At 66.5% G+C, this 19,257-nt stretch carries 19 protein-coding genes; 16 read left to right on the top strand and 3 right to left on the bottom strand.

What is annotated here, in order from left to right; genetic code table 11:
* Positions 1–145: 145 nt before the first annotated feature.
* Genes ASG32_RS18495 through ASG32_RS18505 form a run of 3 tightly spaced genes read left to right on the top strand, consistent with a single transcriptional unit; the run spans position 146 to position 3,707 of the window.
* A complete protein-coding gene (locus tag ASG32_RS18495; RefSeq protein ID WP_157861997.1) occupies positions 146–433 on the top strand; it encodes a hypothetical protein in 288 nt (95 codons plus the stop codon).
* Positions 430–2,145, top strand: coding sequence for a phage terminase large subunit family protein (locus ASG32_RS18500; RefSeq protein WP_056529009.1), 1,716 nt, complete (start codon positions 430–432; stop codon positions 2,143–2,145). Before ASG32_RS18495 ends, ASG32_RS18500 begins: the two co-directional genes overlap by 4 nt.
* Positions 2,145–3,707 carry a hypothetical protein gene (locus tag ASG32_RS18505; protein ID WP_056529013.1) on the top strand — a complete coding sequence of 521 codons (1,563 nt, stop codon included), beginning with the start codon at positions 2,145–2,147 and terminating at the stop codon, positions 3,705–3,707. The genes ASG32_RS18500 and ASG32_RS18505 overlap by 1 nt, the downstream gene beginning before the upstream one ends.
* A gap of 3 nt (positions 3,708–3,710) precedes the next feature.
* Here ASG32_RS18505 and ASG32_RS33960 read toward each other — a convergent pair whose 3' ends face one another.
* Positions 3,711–4,562: a hypothetical protein gene (locus tag ASG32_RS33960; RefSeq protein WP_157861998.1), complete on the bottom strand. Its 852-nt coding sequence runs from the start codon at positions 4,560–4,562 to the stop codon at positions 3,711–3,713.
* A gap of 5 nt (positions 4,563–4,567) precedes the next feature.
* On the bottom strand, positions 4,568–5,077 hold the full coding sequence (locus ASG32_RS33965) for a hypothetical protein (protein WP_157861999.1): 510 nt from the start codon (positions 5,075–5,077) through the stop codon (positions 4,568–4,570).
* Between the two features lie 302 nt (positions 5,078–5,379).
* On the opposite strand from ASG32_RS33965, the gene ASG32_RS18510 reads away from it, so the two are divergent.
* From ASG32_RS18510 to ASG32_RS18545, 8 genes are all read left to right on the top strand, one after another.
* Positions 5,380–6,543 (top strand): hypothetical protein, encoded by a 1,164-nt coding sequence (locus ASG32_RS18510; protein WP_157862000.1) that lies wholly within the window; start codon positions 5,380–5,382, stop codon positions 6,541–6,543.
* Positions 6,544–6,582: 39 nt separating this feature from the next.
* Positions 6,583–7,011 carry a hypothetical protein gene (locus ASG32_RS18515; RefSeq protein ID WP_056529019.1) on the top strand — a complete coding sequence of 143 codons (429 nt, stop codon included), beginning with the start codon at positions 6,583–6,585 and terminating at the stop codon, positions 7,009–7,011.
* 136 nt (positions 7,012–7,147) lie between these two features.
* Entirely contained in the window at positions 7,148–8,356 is a 1,209-nt protein-coding gene (locus tag ASG32_RS18520) for a hypothetical protein (RefSeq protein ID WP_056529023.1), read from the top strand.
* A gap of 63 nt (positions 8,357–8,419) precedes the next feature.
* On the top strand, positions 8,420–8,767 hold the full coding sequence (locus ASG32_RS18525) for a hypothetical protein (RefSeq protein WP_056529026.1): 348 nt from the start codon (positions 8,420–8,422) through the stop codon (positions 8,765–8,767).
* A gap of 33 nt (positions 8,768–8,800) precedes the next feature.
* Positions 8,801–9,532, top strand: a complete 732-nt coding sequence (locus tag ASG32_RS18530; protein WP_056529029.1) for a hypothetical protein — start codon at positions 8,801–8,803, stop codon at positions 9,530–9,532.
* A 3-nt stretch (positions 9,533–9,535) separates the two neighbouring features.
* Entirely contained in the window at positions 9,536–10,096 is a 561-nt protein-coding gene (locus tag ASG32_RS18535) for a hypothetical protein (RefSeq protein ID WP_056529033.1), read from the top strand.
* Positions 10,096–10,932 carry a hypothetical protein gene (locus tag ASG32_RS18540; RefSeq protein WP_056529037.1) on the top strand — a complete coding sequence of 279 codons (837 nt, stop codon included), beginning with the start codon at positions 10,096–10,098 and terminating at the stop codon, positions 10,930–10,932. Before ASG32_RS18535 ends, ASG32_RS18540 begins: the two co-directional genes overlap by 1 nt.
* Entirely contained in the window at positions 10,925–11,362 is a 438-nt protein-coding gene (locus ASG32_RS18545) for a hypothetical protein (protein WP_157862002.1), read from the top strand. Before ASG32_RS18540 ends, ASG32_RS18545 begins: the two co-directional genes overlap by 8 nt.
* On the opposite strand, the gene ASG32_RS18550 is transcribed toward ASG32_RS18545, so the two are convergent.
* Entirely contained in the window at positions 11,319–11,567 is a 249-nt protein-coding gene (locus ASG32_RS18550) for a hypothetical protein (protein ID WP_056529042.1), read from the bottom strand. The genes ASG32_RS18545 and ASG32_RS18550 overlap by 44 nt on opposite strands.
* A 107-nt stretch (positions 11,568–11,674) precedes the next feature.
* Between ASG32_RS18550 and ASG32_RS18555 the strand changes: the two genes are divergently transcribed.
* From ASG32_RS18555 to ASG32_RS33975, 5 genes are all read left to right on the top strand, one after another.
* Positions 11,675–12,454, top strand: coding sequence for a hypothetical protein (locus ASG32_RS18555; protein ID WP_056529045.1), 780 nt, complete (start codon positions 11,675–11,677; stop codon positions 12,452–12,454).
* A gap of 95 nt (positions 12,455–12,549) precedes the next feature.
* Complete coding sequence (locus ASG32_RS18560; protein ID WP_056529048.1) at positions 12,550–12,972, top strand: hypothetical protein; 423 nt, start codon at positions 12,550–12,552, stop codon at positions 12,970–12,972.
* A 74-nt stretch (positions 12,973–13,046) separates the two neighbouring features.
* Entirely contained in the window at positions 13,047–13,208 is a 162-nt protein-coding gene (locus tag ASG32_RS33970) for a hypothetical protein (protein WP_157862003.1), read from the top strand.
* Positions 13,201–17,214, top strand: a complete 4,014-nt coding sequence (locus ASG32_RS18565; RefSeq protein WP_056529051.1) for a phage tail tape measure protein — start codon at positions 13,201–13,203, stop codon at positions 17,212–17,214. The genes ASG32_RS33970 and ASG32_RS18565 overlap by 8 nt, the downstream gene beginning before the upstream one ends.
* Positions 17,097–19,256 carry a hypothetical protein gene (locus ASG32_RS33975; RefSeq protein ID WP_157862004.1) on the top strand — a complete coding sequence of 720 codons (2,160 nt, stop codon included), beginning with the start codon at positions 17,097–17,099 and terminating at the stop codon, positions 19,254–19,256. The genes ASG32_RS18565 and ASG32_RS33975 overlap by 118 nt, the downstream gene beginning before the upstream one ends.
* Position 19,257: the final 1 nt, after the last annotated feature.

Genomic DNA, 19,257 nt, shown 5'->3' on the forward strand with positions numbered 1-19,257 from the left:
ATAGAGGGAACGGAAGATGTACTGGCTGGGCTAAATGTCTGACCTTGCTGCCAAAACCGCCCGGTCCGAAACGTACCGTGGACCATGGGTCATAAGGCACCCCGACGCGAGCCCTCTCGCGCCGTGGTTTGTGGCCCTGCTTCCCATGGAAGTGAGTGATGAAACCAGCCCCGTCAACCCGGGGTTGGTTGCTGGGTCCGAGCGCGCCGAGGACGCGCTGCAGTTCGCCCGGCGCGCCGACGCCGACCTCTACCGGCGCGCGCACCTCGGCCAGCACATCGCCTGGATCATCGAGCCGCTGCCCCGGCAGCTGCCGCCGCTCTGGTCCGACAGCTGCCCGCTCACCGAGGCCGTGCAGGAGCTGGACGCCGAGGACCGGGAGAAGGCGCTCGGCCCGGCCGACTGGTGGAACCACCCGGACCACCGGTCATGACCAACCCGCACCTGACCGGCTTCATCGGCGGGCTCGACGAGCGGTTCCCCGACGACAGCACCAGCATGTCGATGTCGGAGTGGATCACCACGAACACGCGGCTGCGCCAGAAGAAATTCAGCTTCAAGGGCTACGAGTTCCAGCGTCAGATCGTGGACGACATGCACCCCGACCTGACGTGCATGAAGCTCTCGCAGATCGGCCTCACCGAGGTCCAGATGCGGAAGTTCTTCGGCTTCCTGAAGCGCAACGTCGGCACGGCCGGGATCTTCTCGATGCCGACCCAGCCGATGCGCGACCGGCTGTCCCAGACCCGGATCAAGACGCTGATCGAGAACGAGCCGATCTTCAACGGCCCGATGGTGGCCAAGCCCGTCCGGCAGAAGGCGCTCTATCAGGTCGACGAGAGCTACGGCTACATCACCGGCACCACCGAGGGCGAGGCCACCTCGATCTCGGCCGACATCCTCATGGAGGACGAGGTCGATCTGGCCGACCAGGCGATGCGCTCGCTGTTCCAGTCGCGCCTCCAGGGCTCGAAGTGGAAGATCACGCAGCGCTTCTCGACGCCGACCTACCTCGGCTACGGGATCGACGCCGCCTACCAGGCATCGGACAAGCACGAGTACCCGATCCGCTGCGCCTGCGGCCACTGGCAGACCCCGATCTTCCACCCGCGCTTCCTCTGCCTGCCGGGGCTGGTCGGGGACCACGAGGACCTGTCGAAGCTCGGCCAGGACGAGGTCGACGCCATCGACATGGACGGGACCTACGTGCGCTGCGAGCGGTGCTCGCGCGCGCTCGACCTGGACGGCGGCCAGCGCGAGTGGGTCGCCGAGTACCCATCGCGCCGCGCGCGCGGCTACCGGGTCCGGCCGTTCTCGATCTCGAACATCACCATCCCGTACATCTTCCGGCAGCTGCTGGAGTACCAGCGCAAGGACAACCTGCGCGGCTGGTTCAACACCGTCATCGGCGAGGCCTTCAACGACAGCAACGCCCGGATCTCCGAGGAGGACCTGACCGCCATCATGAACCCCCGGCAGGTCGAGCCCGGCGAGCTGGCGAACGGCGATCTGTTCCTCGGCTGCGACGTCGGCCAGACCTGCCACGTCGTGATCGGGAAGCCCCACGCGATCCTGGAGTTCCACCAGGTCCAGCAGGCCGACATTGTCGAGTTCATCAAGGGCCGGGTCGAGAGCCTCGGGATCGTCCAGGGGGCGATGGACTACTACCCCTACACCCCCACCACCGAGGCGGTGCGCGAGGCCACGAACGGCATCGTCATGCCGATGGCCTACTCGACCTCGAAGACCGCGGCCCCGATGAAGGAGGTCACGGACGAGTTCGACAAGATCACCCACTACCAGATCAACCGGACGAACGCCCTCGACCTGGTCGCGAAGCAGTGTCGGAACCGCTCCTGGCAGCTCGCCGGCTACGGCCCCTACGCCTCGCTGGTGAAGACCCACTTCCGGGACATGATCCGCATTGAGGCGCCGGACGAACCGCCGGTCTGGAACAAGATCAACGGCGACGACCACTTCCTGCACGCCGCAGCGCTGCAGCAAACCGCGGTCCGGCTCAAGGCTGGCATCGACTTCACCACCGATCAGCGCAGTGCTGTCTTCCTCGGCGCCGGCTCTCGGTTGTTCTTGCCCACAGGCCGACCCATGTATCGCGGGGCCGACAACGCCGGAGTATTACGCTAGTGGCCGACAATCTCTCCGGCAAGCTGCTGTCCATCATCCCCTTCAAGAAGAAGGCGAAGGCCGGCGGCTCCTCGATCACCTCGACGTACAACCCGACTGCGGCGGACCAGGTCCTGACGCAGCCGACGTACCGCGATCACCTCGACGACATCTTCACGTCGCGTCAGGCCGACAACAGCCAGACGCTGATGCGGACGCTGATGCAGGCCGACCCGGACGTGTCCGGGACGGTCAACGGCTACCTGACGCTCGCCGACACCCAGATGATCGCCTACGTGGAGGACATCGACGGGAACGTGGACGTCGAGAAGAGCCGCGAGCTGCAGCAGCTCATCGCCAAGCTCTCGAACCAGACCGACTTCACGCAGGGCTTCCAGCTGAAGCAGGGCATGTACCGGCAGTGCGAGGAGCTGCGCTACATGCTCCTGATGCGCGGCGCCATCGGGGCCGAGCTGGTCTTCGACAAGGCCGGCCTGCCGGACAACATCCGCAACGTCGACATGGCCTCGATCCGCTGGACCGAGAAGCAGCCGGGCCAGTACAAGCCCGGCCAAGTCGTGGCCGGCCGCTCGGACCCGGTCCCCATCGACACGCCGGCCTTCATGGTCGGCTTCTACCGGCGCGATCCGACCGCGATCTACACCAACTCGCCCTTCGTCTCGGTCATCAACACCGTGGCAGCCCGGCAGCAGGTCATCAACGACCTCTACCGGATCATGCGCGTGAACGGCTACCCGCGCATCGAGATCAAGGTCCTGGAGGAGATCCTCCGCAAGAACATGCCGGCCAACTTCAACCAGCCGGGGCAGGAGGGCGCGCGGCAGGACTGGATCAACGCGCGCTTCGCCGAGATCCAGACCTCGTTCGACAACATCGCGGTCGACCAGTCGATTGTCCATTCGGACAGCATCGAGCTGAAGATCATCAACGAGAAGTCGCCGGGACTAGCGCTCAACGTCGAGCCGATCATCAACGTCCTCAACGCCCAGAACCAGGCGGCGCTGAAGACCATGTCGACGATCCTCGGCCGCGGGACCTCCGGCGTGAACACTGGCTCCGTCGAGGCGCGTCTGGCCGCGCTCTACGCCGACCAGCTGAACGAGCCCCTGGCCGACCTCCTGTCCCGGATGTTCTCCTTCATCCTGCAGCAGGGCGGCTACGCCGGCTTCGCCAAGGTCGAGTTCGACCCGGCCGAGCTGCGTCCCTGGACCGAGCTGGAGCCCCAGCTCACCCTGCGCTCGCAGCGGCTGCGCCAGGACCTGTCAGACGGGCTGATCACCGACGTCGAGTACCACTTGTGGGTCTACAAGCGCCTGCCGCCGGACGGCGCGCCGGAGCTGTCCGGCACCGGCTTCCTCACCGAGGTGGCCGACGCCTCCGGCGCCGCGGGCTCGAACACGGGCGGCGGCGCGAAGCCCGAGAGCGTGAGCCCGAAGACCGACAGCGTCGGCCGCGCCGCGAGCCCGGCGCGCACCCGCGCGACCGCCACGAACCGGCGCCAGACCCGCCGGCTGGTCAACACCCCGCTGGTCGCTTCAGCCGGGGAGGTGATCACCAGATAAGTGTCACCGGCCCTGAATGCTACGATTGATAATTGATCCCTGCTGCTGAAGCAATGCCTGCTGTTGCGCAGTATCAGATGGAACCAGACCACCTTTACTTGGGCCAAAGGTCAATATTAGATCGTGAGTTCGAGTTCGTCCCGTAGTTAAAAATGGCGCACTCCCACCGCCAGAAACTCTAACGAGCTTCCAAGTCGGATTGATGCTGCCGTTCGTAACAACAATAAATTTTACTTCGTAACTAAACACATCAGGTTTTTGACCCTCTTTTCCCCCAATAGAGGATGGAAGAACGCGGGCTGCAGTAATCTCATTTTTCAAATAGTCATAGATACCTAAATCTGACTGCAGCAACAACGAGCTGCCCCGAGTATCTATCGGGTCAAAATAATTGTGGCATCTTTCGACATTTCTGACATCCATAATACGACCAACAATGAAAAATGTATAAGCCGTGTTAATCCTTGTCGCCGATGACGATATATTGCCACCAAATCCCAGATTAAACATTTGCGATATATTCATACCGGCGTCAGTGCCATTAGGTAACGCATTATTGTATGTCACTGTTGAGTTAACGCCGGTATTCTCCTCAACTGTGAGAGTTGTAACCATTTGTACCGAGTAAGACGGCGGAATGATCGGCACATTGCCATAAGATAAATCGCTATTGACGTTATACAGCGCGTCGACCAGCTCACAGAAGATCTTTTGCTTTATACGAGAAGACATATTGTTATTTATATCCCTCTCCTCCCAAGCTTCAGCAATCTGAGGGGGCGAAACGCCACAAGAATTTAGAAAAAAGCTGCACGGCGCGACCATAAGCGCAAATAAAACTTGGCTTATTTTCATTGATTTTACTTCACATTAACACTGTAGCCGCCGCCGATTGGAGATGTTTTTGTTTCATCCACTATAGCGTCGACCTTCGAAGGCGACGCATTCGGAACTAGGTTTTTTATTATTCTTTTCGCATCGCCGCTGGACAGCGCATCAGCTTCCAACCCACGGGGCGTAACCTTAAATAACTTCGCATCTTCTCCTAGATTTTCAGCAAAAGAAGGATCAATACCTGTATCTTCAGATTGGATCGAAAGGTTTAGCCCACTCATGCGGTGGGTAAGCGTAGCAAACCCTCCTTTGCCACCAGGAACTGGTAGTCCAGTATGTCTATCAATCACATCACCACTAACCGGCCGCTTGGGCTTTTGACGTTCAGCAGCATGCTTAGGCGTGACACCATGCCGATGCTTCAAAGCCTTGGTAGTATGCCGCTTGACTATAGTACGCTCTTTCGGCCTGGCTTCCGCTTGTCCGAGAAACAGGCAAGCGGCCAAAGCAATCAAGCTCGATCTACCTAAATTCATGGCTCAGCGCCCTCAAATCGGCGGGCAGAAGATCACGGCCCAACTCGAAATCGCAAGCCGCCCACGAAAAAAGTAAATATGTGTGACATATTTACACGTTAACGGATCCATCTATCGTGTTGACTGTGTTTGTTGCGCCCATCGGATGTGATTGCTGCGTACCCAGCATGTACCATGTCTCAAACGAGACACGCAGACCGTGAAGCTCATCCCCTAAGATTTAGGGGACAGCACGGCGCCGATTGTTGCAGCAATCTGCGATCATTCCTATCTGCTCGCAAGAAAAGAGCGGACTTCTTGCAGTGAAGCAGCTACCCCTCAACGACGATCTGCGAGCGAAGCTGAAAGCAGCTGCACCCGACACCGATCCTGAGAAGGTGGCTGTGTTCGAGGCCGCCGCGCTCTCGACTGCTCCGGTTCGCAAGAAGCACCCCGTCTACCAGGGCGCGGTGCATACGGCGAACTTTCTCGCCCAGATGATGGGCGAGCTGCAGAAGGAGAGCCGGCCCCTGCAAATCATGCACGGGTCGTCGGAGGGGGACCAGCTGCCCATCGGGCGGGTGTTCCACGGCTCGATCTCCGAAGGGACGGGTGTCGACGGCGCGACCGAGCTGCTGACCCTGTTCTGGATCGACAACGAGCACGAGAGCCTGATCGCCAAGGTCAACTCGGGCACCATCGACCAGGTGAGCGTCGCGATCCTGGGGAAGTCGGCCAAGTCCAACAAGACCGGCTTCGACTTCATGGGCCCGGACGCCGATCTAGAGAACATCTGGCTCGGGGTCGACGACAAGGGGAACAAGATGGGCGTCGATGGCGCCCACGTCATCGTGGACGAGCTGGATGGCTGGTTCGAGATGAGCCTTGTCGGCCAGGGCGGCGCGCAGGGGGCCCGGATCAAGGGCCGCCAGCTGCAGCTCTCCGCTTCGGGTCAGGAGGTCCCCTCCATGACCCTCGAACTTTCCACCGGGCCTGCGCCCACACCGACCCCGAAGCCGCCGGCCCCGGCGCCCCAGAAGGACACGTTCGACATGGACGCCAAGGATTTCGCCGGCATCGTCGCCGAGAACGCCACGAAGCTCGCCAACGCCGAGAGCGCCAAGGCGGCGGCCGAGGCCGCCCGCGACGCGCTCAAGACCGAGCGTGACGCGCTGAAGACCGAGCTGGACGCCCTGAAGGGTTCCGACGCCCAGAAGCAGGTCGCCGACCTGACGACCGAGCGTGACGCCCTCAAGACCCAGCTCGACAACGCCAAGGCGCTCCCGGGCAAGCTCCTGTCGCCGCTGTTCGCAATGATCGGCCAGCCGACCGCGACGCTCGACGAGGACGAGGCCAAGGCGGTCACCCAGGTGACCGGTGCCCTCGACAGCCTCAAGGCGCTCGGCGCCCGGCTCTCGGGTGGCCTGTCGCTCGGCAGCGCCGCGCCCCGCACGGGCGGCAACGCCGCCTTCAAGCGCCGCGCCTAATCGCCGGCTCCACCCGACACCGCAACAGGAGACCCGGCGATGAGCACGCCCTTCCACACCAAGGTCCACGTCCACTCGATCAAGAACGAGATGTCCAACCGGACCATGGCGTTCGCCAACCCGGGCGGGCTCACGAAGGCCCAGCTGGAGGGTCGCCTGGTCGAGCCGGATCCGGCCGTGCCGTGCGGCATGAAGCTGGTCGAGGCCGGCACCGCCATCGGCCCGCGCGTCGCGCGCATCGACGTGTTCGAGAACCGCGGCCCCGGCGCGGGCGGCGTGATCACGGCCCAGTTCCAGTTCACGGACCTGGTCCCGATCCTCGACGGTGATCCCCTCGCGCAGGGCGACACGGCGGTCGGCGGCGGCGACGGCTTCGTGAAGAAGGGCGGCGCGGACGACGTCGGCGCCTTCGTCGCCGAGGTCCTGACGGTCAAGGGCGTGAAGTACGCCTCGGTCGTGAAGCTCTAAGCTTCCCGGCCGGTCACCAGAACTACGCCTTTTGCCAGCGGTACGGATCGTACCGCGGGCCGGGGCGGCAGAACTACCAGGCTCATCTTCAACGGTACGTCTCGTACCACCAACAGACCCCCGAGGAGTACGGGACATGGATCTCAAGCCGCTCACCCAGCTCACCGCCAACCGGAAGGCGCCCGAGGGGCTGCTCGCCGCGCTGGCCGTGCGGGACAACAAGCGCGCGTCGGCCGACGCCGGCCTGCAGCTCGTCAACGAGGCCCGCTCCTACGGCCTGGAGATGCGCGACTTCCTGCGCCTCGCCGTCGACCCGATGGCCGCCGAGAAGCCCGAGCTGTACGAGGGCCTGAACGGCTACGAGGCCGCGCTGAAGTTCCTCAACCTGCCGGTCGGCAACGACTACGACAGCGGTGTGGTCCTCGACCTCGCCTCCGACACCTTCGAGTACAGCCCCGGCACCCGTGCGCTGTTCCCCGAGGTGGTCGACGACGTCGTGCGCTTCGCCTCACGCCAGGTCGACTACGAGAACCTGGAGAGCCTGATCGCCTCCACGCGGACGATCAACGGCGTCGAGATGATCTCGACCGTCGTGAACGACGAGAACCCCGAGGACTACAAGGTCTTCGGCCCGGTCTCCGAGTTCGGCCGGTTCCGCATCGGCAGCATCAAGACCAGCGAGACGCGGGTCAAGATGTGGAAGATCGGTGGCGGCTACCGCACCTCCTACGAGTTCCAGCGCCGCTCGCGCCTGGATCTGCTCACCCCGTATGCCAACCGCATGCAGCGTGAGCTGAACCTCTCGAAGGTCGGGCTCGCCACGGACCTGCTGATCAACGGCGACACGGTCAACGTGCCGGCCAACGTCGTGCCGCAGTCGTCCTTCGACAACCTGCACGGCGCGGGCGTCGCGGAGAAGGGGCGGATCGCCTACAAGAACCTCCTCCAGTGGTTCGTGGCGCGGGCCAAGGCCGGTGTGCCCATCGACACCGTCGTCGGCAACTGGGACGCCTACCTCGACTGGCTGTTCCTGTTCGCGCTGCCCACCGCGAACGCCACGACCCGCACCGACGCCGAGAACCTCGCGGCGACCGGCTTCCGCATCGGCGGCGTGCCGATCCTGAACGGCCAGATCAACTTCGTGCTCTCGACCACGATGCCGGCCGGCCAGCTCCTCGGCTTCCGCAAGGGCGAGACCCTGGAGCAGCTGATCGAGGCGGGGTCGCTGATCTCGGAGAGCGAGCGCGCTGTCCAGACGCAGTCGATCACGTACGTGAAGTCCGAGGTCTCGGGCTTCCGGCTGGTCTTCGGCGACACCCGCGAGATCTACGACTACACCAAGTAGTCGGCCGATCCCGCCGGCCCCCGGGAAAACCCGGGGGCCACCTGACGCCGGAGCCCGAACACCATGAAGATCCTGGTCTCTACGACCGGCGCGTTCCAGCTCGTGCATTCCGAGCAGCACGAACACATCCGCGCGACCGGCGATACCGTCATCGAGAAGTCCCAGTGGGCGCAGGAGAAGGTCTCGATTGGCCAGCTCCTCGTTTCGGCGCAGCTCAACGACGAGGCCTCCGATGCTGAGTGGCTCAAGACGCTCGAAGAGAGCGACGGCGACCGCGACCTGGCCCTGGCCAGCTTCCTCGACCGCTTCCCGGTCGACGAGGAGAGCGCCCGCCGGCCCGAGCCCGCACCGAAGCCGCAGACCACCGCCCAGGTCACGCACAACCGCCGGGGCGCCCCGCACAAGAAGTAGGGTTGAGCTGTGGACATCGTATCTTCAACCCCCGTGACGCTCTGGGTCGACTTCGAGGCGCCACAGGGACTGGTGATCCCCGATGTCGGCTCTGTGTCCTACAGCCTGTATGACGGCCAGGGTGTCCCACTCGTCGTAGACCAGGCTCTGACCCCGGAGGCTGACGCCACCGGGGTCTCCATCCAGGTCCTCGCGATCAACAACGTGATCGCCCCGGACCGCTACTTCGAGCGCCGCACCGCGCTGGTGAGCTGGGTCGCCGATGGGCGCGGCTACACTGCGCGCGCCGGCTACCGGATCATCGACCTCCCCAACTACGGCGTGATGCCGGTCGACGTGCGGACCTACCTCGCCCTCAACGAGGACGAACTGCGGGACGACGAGGTCGACCTGTTCACCGCCTACCTCACCCTGGCCAGCGCGGTCGGGAAGGACCGGCTGGACGCGGCGCTGAGCGCCGGCACGCTGGTGGAGGTGCGCGCGAGCCGCGCCGTCATGCTGACGGCGGCCACCGCCCTGTTCCCGTCGCTCCGCTACCGGATCGCCCAGGCGAAGACGGACGGGACGCTGAAGTTCGAGCGGCTGAAGGACGCCGCCGCCTTCGACGGCCTGGTCGCCGCGACCGCGGACGAGCTGCGCCAGATCACGCAGGATCTGACCGGCGACACGTCGGCGGCCGACGCCCTGCCGACCCTGCTGGCGCTCACCACCATCACCACCGATCCCGTGACCGGGGCCGCGCCCGCGACCAGCACCGGAGGCTAAGCCATGCCGATGCTCCTGTCGCGGATCCAGGCCCAGAACGAGGTCTGGCTCCGCAAGCTGCCGCCGTCCGCCACCCGGTTCCGCGGCGTCATCTTCCCGGTCAACCCGACCGCGCTGCCGACCAGCGTGTTCGTGCTGCCGCGCCTGGGGCTCCGCACCCGGCCGCGCGAGCCGGTCCAGGCGAAGGATCTGTTCCGTGACCCGGCCGGCCGCGTCATGCTGGCCGGGAACTGGGAGCTGCCGCTCGCGCTGGACGATGTGGTCTCGCGCTGCTTCGTGCTGTTCCAGATGACCGGCAAGGTCAGCTGGCAGCGGCGCAGCACGGCCGTGAAGCACCCGGTCACCGGCCTGCCGATGTCGGAGGGCCCGTACCTGGAGCAGGGCCCGATCTGGGTCAGCATCGAGAGCTACACCCACGGGAACGAGGACCCCGGCGCCCGGATCGCCACCGACCGGCTCCGCTGCATCACGGCCGCGCCGCTGCAGCTCGGCGACCAGGTCAACGGCAAGACCGTGAAGCGGATCAACCCGACGCTCGGGGTCACCATCGCCGAGATCGAGTGATGGCGGCCGACCTGCAGCTCCTGTTCCGGGTCGGCGGCTCGAAGACAGGCGACCCCGGCTTCGTGGCCGCGCGCGCCGTCGAGCTGCTGCGCGAGCGCGCCGAGGCGAAGGGGATCGAGCGCCTGATGGAGGCCGTGATCGCCGACGAGAAGGCCATCGTCGGGGCGATCACCGCCGACGCGGAGAAGTTCGCCGGCCAGGCGGCGCGGGTGTTCACGCGCCTGAAGTCGCCGTCCTCGGGCTCCGTCACCATCTCGCTCGACGACATCAGCCGGAACGCCGGGGTGCTGTCGTCCGACAGCATGTCGAAGCGGCTGCAGGGCAAGACCACCACCGAGTGGCTAGCCCTCACGAAGCAGACTGTGGCGAACAAGCGCCGGCGCAAGGCCGGCGCGCCCACCACCTTCTTCGTGGAGACGGGCGCGCTGAAGGCCCTGCTGACCCAGTACCTCGGCCCGGCCATGGCCGCCCTGGTCGATCCCCGGATCGTCGTGCGGAAGGGACCGCGGCGCGTGTCGGTGACGCTGAGCCTGATGGCGCAGGCGTCCGGCCGGGAGAAGGCCGGCGTGACCGGCGCGAGCTTCCCGGGCGCGGCCGGCGGCGGCATCGCGCGGGAGGAGAGCCTGTTCGTCCGCTACCTGAAGAAGGCCGGCGCGCCGGACCGCGATCCGAAGCACCCGCTGGCCTACAAGCTGGAGAACCCCCGCGGCTCGCACCGGCCCTTCCTGCAGAACACCCTGGTCTACTGGATCAGCCGCCGGCTGCCGCTCGTTCTCGACAAGTCGCTGCGCTCGGCCGTGGCCAAGTCCAAGAAGAAGGGGAAGACCCGTGTATAAGATCGCTCGCAACTCGACTGTCCGCATGATCGTGGATGCGATCCGCGACATGCCCGGCGAGCCCCAGTATTACGAGTTCGACGCGCACGCCGAGGCGACCGAGCTGCCGAACGCGGACCTGATCGGCCTGGTGGCCTTCTCCTGCACGGAGAACGACCAGTTCCACGACCTGTCGTTCGGCGTCGTGGTGATGACGGTCCAGGACCCGGGCCTGACCCGCTCGACCGACTACGTGGACGCCTTCTACCGCCGGCTCCAGGCGCGCTCGAAGTGGCCGATGTTCAACGACGATGGCTCCCCCACCGGGTTCGAGGCCGTGGCCTTCGACGGCGTGGCGGCCTCGCCGATGGGCCGGGTCGACATGCGCCCGACCGTCGAGCTGGTGGTCACGGCGCGGGTGACGCAGGCTGGTCAGTGGTCTCCTCAGTGAACTCGACGCCCGCCTTGTAGAGGAGGTGCATCGTCTCCCGCACGTTCTCGCTCGCGCAGCCAAGCGCGGTCTCGATCAGGTAGACGACCTCCTTCGTCACCGAGCGGTGGTTCTGCTCGGCGCGGTGCTTCAGGATCTCGTGCAGGTCGGGCTTCACCATCACGGTTATCGGCTTCTCGCCCGAGGTCTTGTATTCGCGCGGCATAACATCTTCCCCAGCTCCCCTAATTTTTAGGGGAAGTCTTTGGACAAATGGGGATCCATCATCATATTGCAAGCGACAGATTGCAGACCACTGTTGGAGACCTTGCCATGAACCCGGGAACCGCCAAGAGTGGTCGCTTCCACTTCTCGACCGCCACCCTCTGCATCGCGCCGATGACGGAGCAGGCCGAGATCAACCCGCTGCTCCACTCCGTGGGCCTGGTGAAGAACTGCAAGGTCGACGTGACGACCTCGAAGGTCGACCTTACGCAGGGCATCCAGAACGACATCGTGGCGTCCGTCGTGAACGGCATGCCGATGACGGGCTCGGCCGAGGTGTACGAGTACACCGCGAAGAACTTCGCCTACGGCCTGTCGCAGGACCCGACCGGCCTGGTCGACATGGCCAAGCCCGTGGGCGTCTCCGGCCCGGTCGCGGCGGCAGCCACCGAGGTCACGTCGGCGAGCGCCATCGTGGGCGCGAAGGCCGGCTCCTGGATCTACATCCAGGAGAACCAGGACGACCAGATCCACATCGCCAAGCTCTCGGCGGTGGCGGCCACGACCCTGTCGTTCGACGGCTACCCGGTCCCCGAGGGCATGTCGTTCTCGGCCAACGCCCGCGTCGGCCTGCTGAACAAGATCGACAGCGATCCCGGCAAGGCGAACAACAACTTCGCGGTCCGCGTGATCGGCATCGCGCTCGACGGCAACACCCCGGTGACCCTGCACTTCCCGAAGTGCCGCATCACCAAGGGCTTCTCGATGGGCTTCAGCTCGGACAACTTCTCGAACATGCCGTTCGAGTGGACGCCCCTGGTGCCGACGCCCAACGACGAAGGCTACATGGCCGACTTCAACCAGAAGCTCTCGATCTTCACCCGATAATCCGGGTCGGCGACAAGATCAGGCCCCGGGCAACCGGGGCCTTTTCTTTTGGACATCTGGAACCCACATCTCCCCCAGCGAAACGAGGGGTCGAGATGCCGTCCGAGGATAAGAAGCCAGAAGCCCGCATCACGCTCGATGTTGCTGGTACGCAACGTACTATCTTCATGAGCTTCGGGCTGCTGAACGAGATCGCGGCCCTTGTGCAGAGCCCCGAGAACGTCCCCGAGCTGAGCTTCAACTCGACCGTGTCGACGGCCGCCCTGCACCTGATGCTGGCTCCCCGCGACAAGCGCGGCAACATCCTGCCCGAGAATGAGGACGAGCCGGCCGTGCCGCTCGATCTCGACCTCGACACCGCGGAGAAGCTGCTCGACTGGGCTGGCGAGCACGTCCTGGATTTTTTCGTCCGCCGCCTCGCGAAGTCCGCGACACTCTTCGCGACGAGGGCGGACAAGCTAGCGGCAGCCGGATCATCTCTGACTTCTTCGGCGAGCTTACCTGGGAAGACAGCCTGATCCTGGTCTTCCGGTGCGCGCCCAGCGATCTCCCTAAGCTCTACTGGAAGCGCACCCTCGACGATCTCAGGCGGATGACTGGTCTCTTCATCCGCTACGAGATGGTCAAAGCCATGTCGGTCACGGAGAGCTTGCTCTTCGTCACCGGGAAACTGTTCGGGAAGGCCGAGCCGGAGGCTGAGGACCTGAACGGGCTCAACGAGATGATGGCGTTTGCCCGAGCGGTCAATGGCTGATGATCTGAACGTTGACCTCGGGATTGGCACGAACGACCTGGAGGCCAGCCTCCGGCGCACGTTCGACGCGCTCCAGGGTGGTCTCAGGACCGCCCAGGAGATGCAGACCTGGTTCGAGCGCACGGCCAAGTCGGCGCGCGAGCTGCCGGGCGTCATCGCCGACCTCAACACCAAATTGGCCGCCGCCAAGGGCACGGCCGGCGAGATCGGCCTGGAGAAGCAGCTCAACGCCGCGGTGCAGCAGCAGGCCTCGCTGAACCGCGAGCTGCAGCGCGAGGTCCAGATCCAGCGCGAGCTGTCGCTCGCCCGCGGCGCCGGCCAGCGCGCGGCCGAGGGCGGCACCGTTGCGGACGGCCGGCAGATTGCCCAGGTCCGGCTGACCGAGCGCGCCGTCGCCGACGCCATCACGGGCATCAACACCACTGCGGACCAGATCGCCGCCCGGCTGAGCATCGCCACCGGCAAGGCCATGGAGCGCCTGATCGCCGGCACCGCGCAGCAGGTCGAGCAGTCTGTGCAGCTCGCGGCGAACCGCGCCATGAGCACGAACGCCCAGCTGTCCGTGCCCGGCTACCTCGATGCCTCCGTCGTGAACGCGCGCGTGGCCGCGGAGACGGCTGTCCGGCGCGCCGGCACGGGCGCGACGCTCGACGAGCGCGACGCCGGCCGGCGCATGTACGCGGACGCGGCCGAGGAGAACCGGCAGCGGACGCTGGCCGCCAACCGGATCCGCCGGGATGCCGAGCGCGAGAACGCCGAGCGTGACCGGATCGCCAGCCAGGCCCAGTCGAAGCTGATGGCCGAGGCGGCCTACGAGGACGCCGAGCGCAGCCGGCGCATGTCCCGGCTCCAGACCGAGGCCGCCTGGGACAACCGGAACTTCGACCAGAAGCGGAAGGCAGCCGACGCCGAGTACCGGGCGTCGGAGGCGAAGATGCGCGCCGATGCGGTCTACGAGGACCGGCAGCGGACGCTCGCCGCCAACCGGACCCGCCGCGACGCCGAGCGGGAGAACCAGGGCATCGACGCCGCCTACCGGCGCCAGCAGGCCCAGATGTATTCCGACGCGCGGGCCGAGTACCGCGCCTCCCCGCAGGGCCAGCAGGAGGCTGCCCGCAAGAGCTTCGAGGCGCGCAGCGCCGCCTTCGACCTCAACGGCGGTGCGGACCAGTTCACGTTCCAGTCGAAGCTCGCCCTGAACTACGCCACCTTCGGCCTGGCCGCCGCCGCGATCCGCGGCGCGGTCGTGGCGGTGGTCCAGTTCGACGAGGAGCTGAAGCAGTTCCAGGCCATCACCGGGGCCGCCGACGCCGAGATGGACGGCTTCCGCGGCAAGCTCCTGGAGGTGGCCGCCACGAGCAAGTTCTCCGTAGGCGAGCTGACCCAGGTGGCGGTGGCGCTCGGCCAGACCGGCCTGTCGGCCAATGAGGTGGCGAAGTCCCTGAAGCCGGTCGTCGATCTGGCAGCGGCCTCGGGCTCGACGCTGCAGCAGTCGGTCGAGGCGATCACCGGGGTGCTCGGCGCCTACAACCTGGAGGCCGGACGCTCGGCCGAGGTCGCCGACGTCTTCGTGGCGGCGCTGAACAAGACCAAGCTGACGATGGACCAGCTGCAGCTGGGCATCCAGTACGCGGCCAACATCGCGCGCGACAGCGGCATCAGCTTCTCCGAGCTGACCGCGTCCATCGGCGCGGTGGCCCAGGCCGGCGTGAAGTCGGGCTCGACCATCGGCACCGGCATCCGGCAGCTCATCACCGAGTTCTCGGCGCCCACGGACAAGCTCCGCGGCGTGCTGAAGGAGCTGGGCATCAACCTGGCCGACGTGGATCTGCGCACGCAGGGCTTTGCCGGCGTGCTGGAGAACCTGCGCGCCAAGGGCTTCGGCACGTCCGAGGCCCTGCGCGCCCTCGACCTGCGCGCCGCGTCGGCCTTCGCCGCCCTGTCCGGCCAGTCGGACAAGATCACCCAGCTGCAGCAGGAGTTCCTGCTCACCTCCGCGGCGACCGACGCCGCCGCCAAGGCCAACGAGAGCCTGACGGCCACCATGCAGCGGGCCACCAACGCCATCTTCGGCGCGGTGGACACCGGCTTCCGGCCGCTCGTCGCGATCCTGCAGCTGGCCGCCGGTGGCGTGGCGACGTTCGCCTCGAACATCTCCGGGCTCGGTCCCGTGCTGCCGGTGATCACCGCTGGTGTCGCCTCGCTGGCCGCCGCCGCGATTGCCCTGAAGGCCATCAACCTGGCCGGCGGTCTGCTCGGCGGGGGCGCCCTGACCGGGCTCCTCACGGGGCCGGTCGGTGTCGGCGCCGTTGGCATCGCCGCGGTGTCCGGGCTCGTCTACTACCTATCCACGGTGCAGGACGCGGCGGGCAAGGCCAGCCAGAAGCTCGACGAGCTGCAGAAGATCCAGAACGAGCTGACCGGCCGGCAGCAGACCCTGACCCAGCAGACCGGCAGCCTGGACAGCACCATCACCACGCTGATCGACCGTCGCGACAAGCTGAACGGCGACGGCCTGCTGCGCCAGACGGCGGTGATCGAGGCGCAGAAGGCGTTCGCCGATCTCGGCCTCGTGGTCGACAGCAGCAGCACCTCGGTCGACGAGCTGATCCAGGCGCTGCAGAAGCTGCGCGGTGAGCTGAACCAGGAGATGCCGGCCCTGCTCGCGCAGCAGCTCGCCGCCATCACCGAGAAGATGGACCAGCTCACGAAGCTGGAGGCCGCGCGCGAGGAGAAGAACCGGACCCGCCGGGTCGTGATCCCGGGCGGCGAGTTCTCCGGCCTCGGCGACGCCGGCTCGGTCGACCTCGACCCGCTGGCGCAGATGCGCGACCTCGGGCCCGAGTTCGTCCAGGCCGCCGACATCCTGTCCGGCAAGACCCGGCTGCGGCCCGGCAACGTCCGGTCCCAGACCGCGCCCATCGCCTCGGCGATGTCGACCATGTTGCTCAACCTGCAGCGGTCGCGCACCGACGTGTCGCTCGACGGCAGCCTTTCGGACAGCGACCGGCGGACCATGCTCGGCCAGCTCGAAGAGACCATCGGGCGCGTCGAGACGGCGATCAAGGAGTTCGGCGAGAAGGTCGGCTCGGTCCAGAGCCAGCAGGCCATCGTGATCGAGGCCGAGCGCGTAAACCGCGGGCTCCAGGCGGCGACCATCCAGGCGTCGCCCGACTTCGGCGCGATCCGCAGCGCGCGCGACGACATCTACGGCCAGCAGGATCGCGCTGTGGCCGAGGCCGGCCGGAATGCGCAGGGCTTCCCCGCCTTCGAGGCGATGCAGCGTGCTGCCCGCTCCACCGACGACGTCGTGAAGGCCAAGCTGGCCGAGATCGAGGAGGCGAAGCGGCGCGCCCTGGCGGACGGCATGGACCCGAAGGCGGTCGATGACGCCTTCCGCGACGTGATCGACAGCTTCAACACCCTGCTGAAGGGCTCGACAAAGGAGATCCGCGAGAAGTTCCAGGCGGTGTCCGGCGACGCCAAGGCCGACCTGAACGCCCAGATCCGCAACGCCCAGTCCCAGATGGAGCTGCTGCAGCGGCAGGCCTCGACCACGCAGGACCCGGCCCGGGTGCCGGAGCTGCAGGGCCTGGCCACCCACTACCAGGAGGTGATCAACACCGCGCGCGAGCGGCTGTTCAAGATCGAGCAGGGCGTCAACGCCGACCAGATCATCGCCAACTCGCCCGAGCTGAAGGACAAGCAGCGGGAGCTGACCGAGAAGGGCCAGGCCGACCTGAACAAGTTGGTCGTCACCTACGCGGAGATCCACCGCCGGGTGCAGACCCAGATGCTGACCTTCCAGGCCGACCGGGCGACCGGGCGACCGAGCGGCGCGACCTGCTGCAGGAGCAGATCAAGGGCCTGGAGAAGGTCCGCGATGACGTGCGCTCGACGCCCGAGCAGATGCGCGCGGCCGTGCAGGAGATCAACCGGCTCCTCGGCGAGGTGGCCAAGATCGGCCAGAGCATCAACCGGATCAACGCCGACAAGGTGGACCTGAAGCTGCCGTCCACGCTCGGCCCCACGGTGGCGTTCAGCGCCGGCTCGGCGCAGCAGACCATCGTCGACCAGCTGCGCGCGGCCGGCGCGAGCGAGGACCGGATCCGGTACGCGCTCGGCGCCGGTCAGATCGAGAGCGGCTACTCGCCCGACGTCATCTCCGGGGCCCGGCGCTCGTCGGCGGGCGCGGCCGGCATCTTCCAGTTTATGCCGTCCACTTGGCAGAAGATGTACGGCACCCGGGACGTGGACACGGGCCTGTCGGCCCAGATCAAGGCCTTCCAGGAGTTCACCGACCGCAACGCCGGCACCTTCCGCTCGAACATGGGCCGGGAGGCGACGCCGGAGGAGCTGTACCTGATGCACCAGCAGGGCGCGGCGGGCTCGCTGGCGCTGCTGCGCGCCGGCTCGGGCTCGGCGCTCGATGCGCTGACCGGCGTCTACGGTGGCGACGCCTCGAAGGCGCGCGCGGCGATCACCGGCAACGGTGGCCGGGCCGACATGACGGCCGACGAGCTGGTGGCGCTGATCGAGCGGAAGTTCCGGGCGGCCTCGGCCGCGATCGGCAACCCGTTCGGCACCACGGGCGACGCCGAGGTCAAGCGCATGCGCCAGGCCACGGACGACAAGACGGCGGCCGAGGAGGAGCGGAAGAAGGCCGAGAACGAGCAGAAGGCCCAGGCCAACGAGCGCGCCCGCCAGCTGGCCGAGCTGAAGCGGACCGACAAGGCCCTGTCCGAGACCTACGACACCCAGCTGGAGGCGGTGAAGCGCGCCCAGGACCCGGCGGCGGCGATGAGCGCCAGCCGGGACGCCTACGGCACGCTGAAGCAGCTCCTCGACATCGCGAAGCAGGAGGACGGCAACAAGCCGGGCCTGGACGATGACGCGCGCGCCGCCCAGTCCGATGCGACCCGCAAGCGCTTCGCCGGCCTGTTCCAGCAGCAGGGCCTGGCCACCGCGGAGACCATCGGCAAGGACAGCCTCAAGGCCTACGAGGACCGGCTGACCCAGCTGCGCGCGGAGCAGAAGGAGCTGGAGCGTCCCGAGAACGAGGGCCGCGCCGGCAACACCGACCGGCTCAACGTGCTCCGCGAGGAGATCAACCAGCTGGAGAAGCAGAAGGAGCTGCAGGGCACCTACGAGAGCAACCAGGCCAAGATCGTCGCGCTGGAGGAGACCCTCAAGCAGATGAAGGACGCCGGGCTCGACGTCGACCGTGACGGTGTCGAGGTCCAGCGCCGCATCCTGGAGCTGCGCGAGCGGAACAAGGTCCTGGAGCCGACCGTGAACCTGTCGCGGCAGCAGGCCGGCACGCAGCGCACCTACGGCGAGGCGGCCTCCGGCGCCATGGACAGCTTCCTGAAGAGCCGGGGCGTGCTCGACTTCAAGGGCCAGGTCGTCGACCCGGTGGTGCAGGCGCAGAAGACCCTGACCGAGAGCCTGAACGTGGTGGGCGGCGCCTTCGACAACTTCTTCACCAACCTGTTCAACGGGTCGATGAAGGCCGGCGAGGCCCTGAAGCAGTTCGCGACCTCGATCCTGTCGGGGCTGATGAGCCAGATCTCGAAGAGCCTGACGAACTCGATCTTCCAGTCGCTGTTCACGGGCGGCGGCGCGGCCGCCGGCGGCGGCATCCTGTCGGGGATCGGCTCGCTGTTCGGCATGTACTCGGGCGGCCCGATCCGCATGGCCGGCGGCGGCGCGGTGCCGGGCGCGGACGCGGCGCTGACCATGCGCGACAGCAAGATGATCCTGGCGCAGCCGGGCGAGTACCTGCTGCGCCGGTCGGCGGTGGACGCCATCGGCCAGGAGCAGCTCGACCAGGTGAACGCGCTGGGCGGCGCCATGGTGAACCGCGCGCCGAAGGTCGACGCCGCTCAGCGGTTCGGCGGCGCCTCGGCGGCGGCGAACGTCTACGTCGTCGACCGCGAGCAGGTCCCGCCGCCCAGCCAGAACGACGTGGTCCACATGATCGGCGACAACATCCAGCGGGGCGGGGCGATCCGGCAGCTGATCAAGAGCGTGGCGGCGCGAGGCTGAG

The organism is Methylobacterium sp. Leaf361 (assembly GCF_001424445.1).
Lineage (GTDB): Bacteria > Pseudomonadota > Alphaproteobacteria > Rhizobiales > Beijerinckiaceae > Methylobacterium.

Coding starts and splice junctions, on each gene's coding strand:
- ASG32_RS18495 (WP_157861997.1), top strand. CDS start 146: ATGGAAGTGAGTGATGAAACCAGCCCCGTCAACCCGGGGTTGGTTGCT.
- ASG32_RS18500 (WP_056529009.1), top strand. CDS start 430: ATGACCAACCCGCACCTGACCGGCTTCATCGGCGGGCTCGACGAGCGG.
- ASG32_RS33960 (WP_157861998.1), bottom strand. CDS start 4,562: ATGAAAATAAGCCAAGTTTTATTTGCGCTTATGGTCGCGCCGTGCAGC.
- ASG32_RS33965 (WP_157861999.1), bottom strand. CDS start 5,077: ATGAATTTAGGTAGATCGAGCTTGATTGCTTTGGCCGCTTGCCTGTTT.
- ASG32_RS18515 (WP_056529019.1), top strand. CDS start 6,583: ATGAGCACGCCCTTCCACACCAAGGTCCACGTCCACTCGATCAAGAAC.
- ASG32_RS18520 (WP_056529023.1), top strand. CDS start 7,148: ATGGATCTCAAGCCGCTCACCCAGCTCACCGCCAACCGGAAGGCGCCC.
- ASG32_RS18525 (WP_056529026.1), top strand. CDS start 8,420: ATGAAGATCCTGGTCTCTACGACCGGCGCGTTCCAGCTCGTGCATTCC.
- ASG32_RS18535 (WP_056529033.1), top strand. CDS start 9,536: ATGCCGATGCTCCTGTCGCGGATCCAGGCCCAGAACGAGGTCTGGCTC.
- ASG32_RS18540 (WP_056529037.1), top strand. CDS start 10,096: ATGGCGGCCGACCTGCAGCTCCTGTTCCGGGTCGGCGGCTCGAAGACA.
- ASG32_RS18550 (WP_056529042.1), bottom strand. CDS start 11,567: ATGCCGCGCGAATACAAGACCTCGGGCGAGAAGCCGATAACCGTGATG.
- ASG32_RS18555 (WP_056529045.1), top strand. CDS start 11,675: ATGAACCCGGGAACCGCCAAGAGTGGTCGCTTCCACTTCTCGACCGCC.
- ASG32_RS18560 (WP_056529048.1), top strand. CDS start 12,550: ATGCCGTCCGAGGATAAGAAGCCAGAAGCCCGCATCACGCTCGATGTT.
- ASG32_RS33970 (WP_157862003.1), top strand. CDS start 13,047: ATGACTGGTCTCTTCATCCGCTACGAGATGGTCAAAGCCATGTCGGTC.
- ASG32_RS18565 (WP_056529051.1), top strand. CDS start 13,201: ATGGCTGATGATCTGAACGTTGACCTCGGGATTGGCACGAACGACCTG.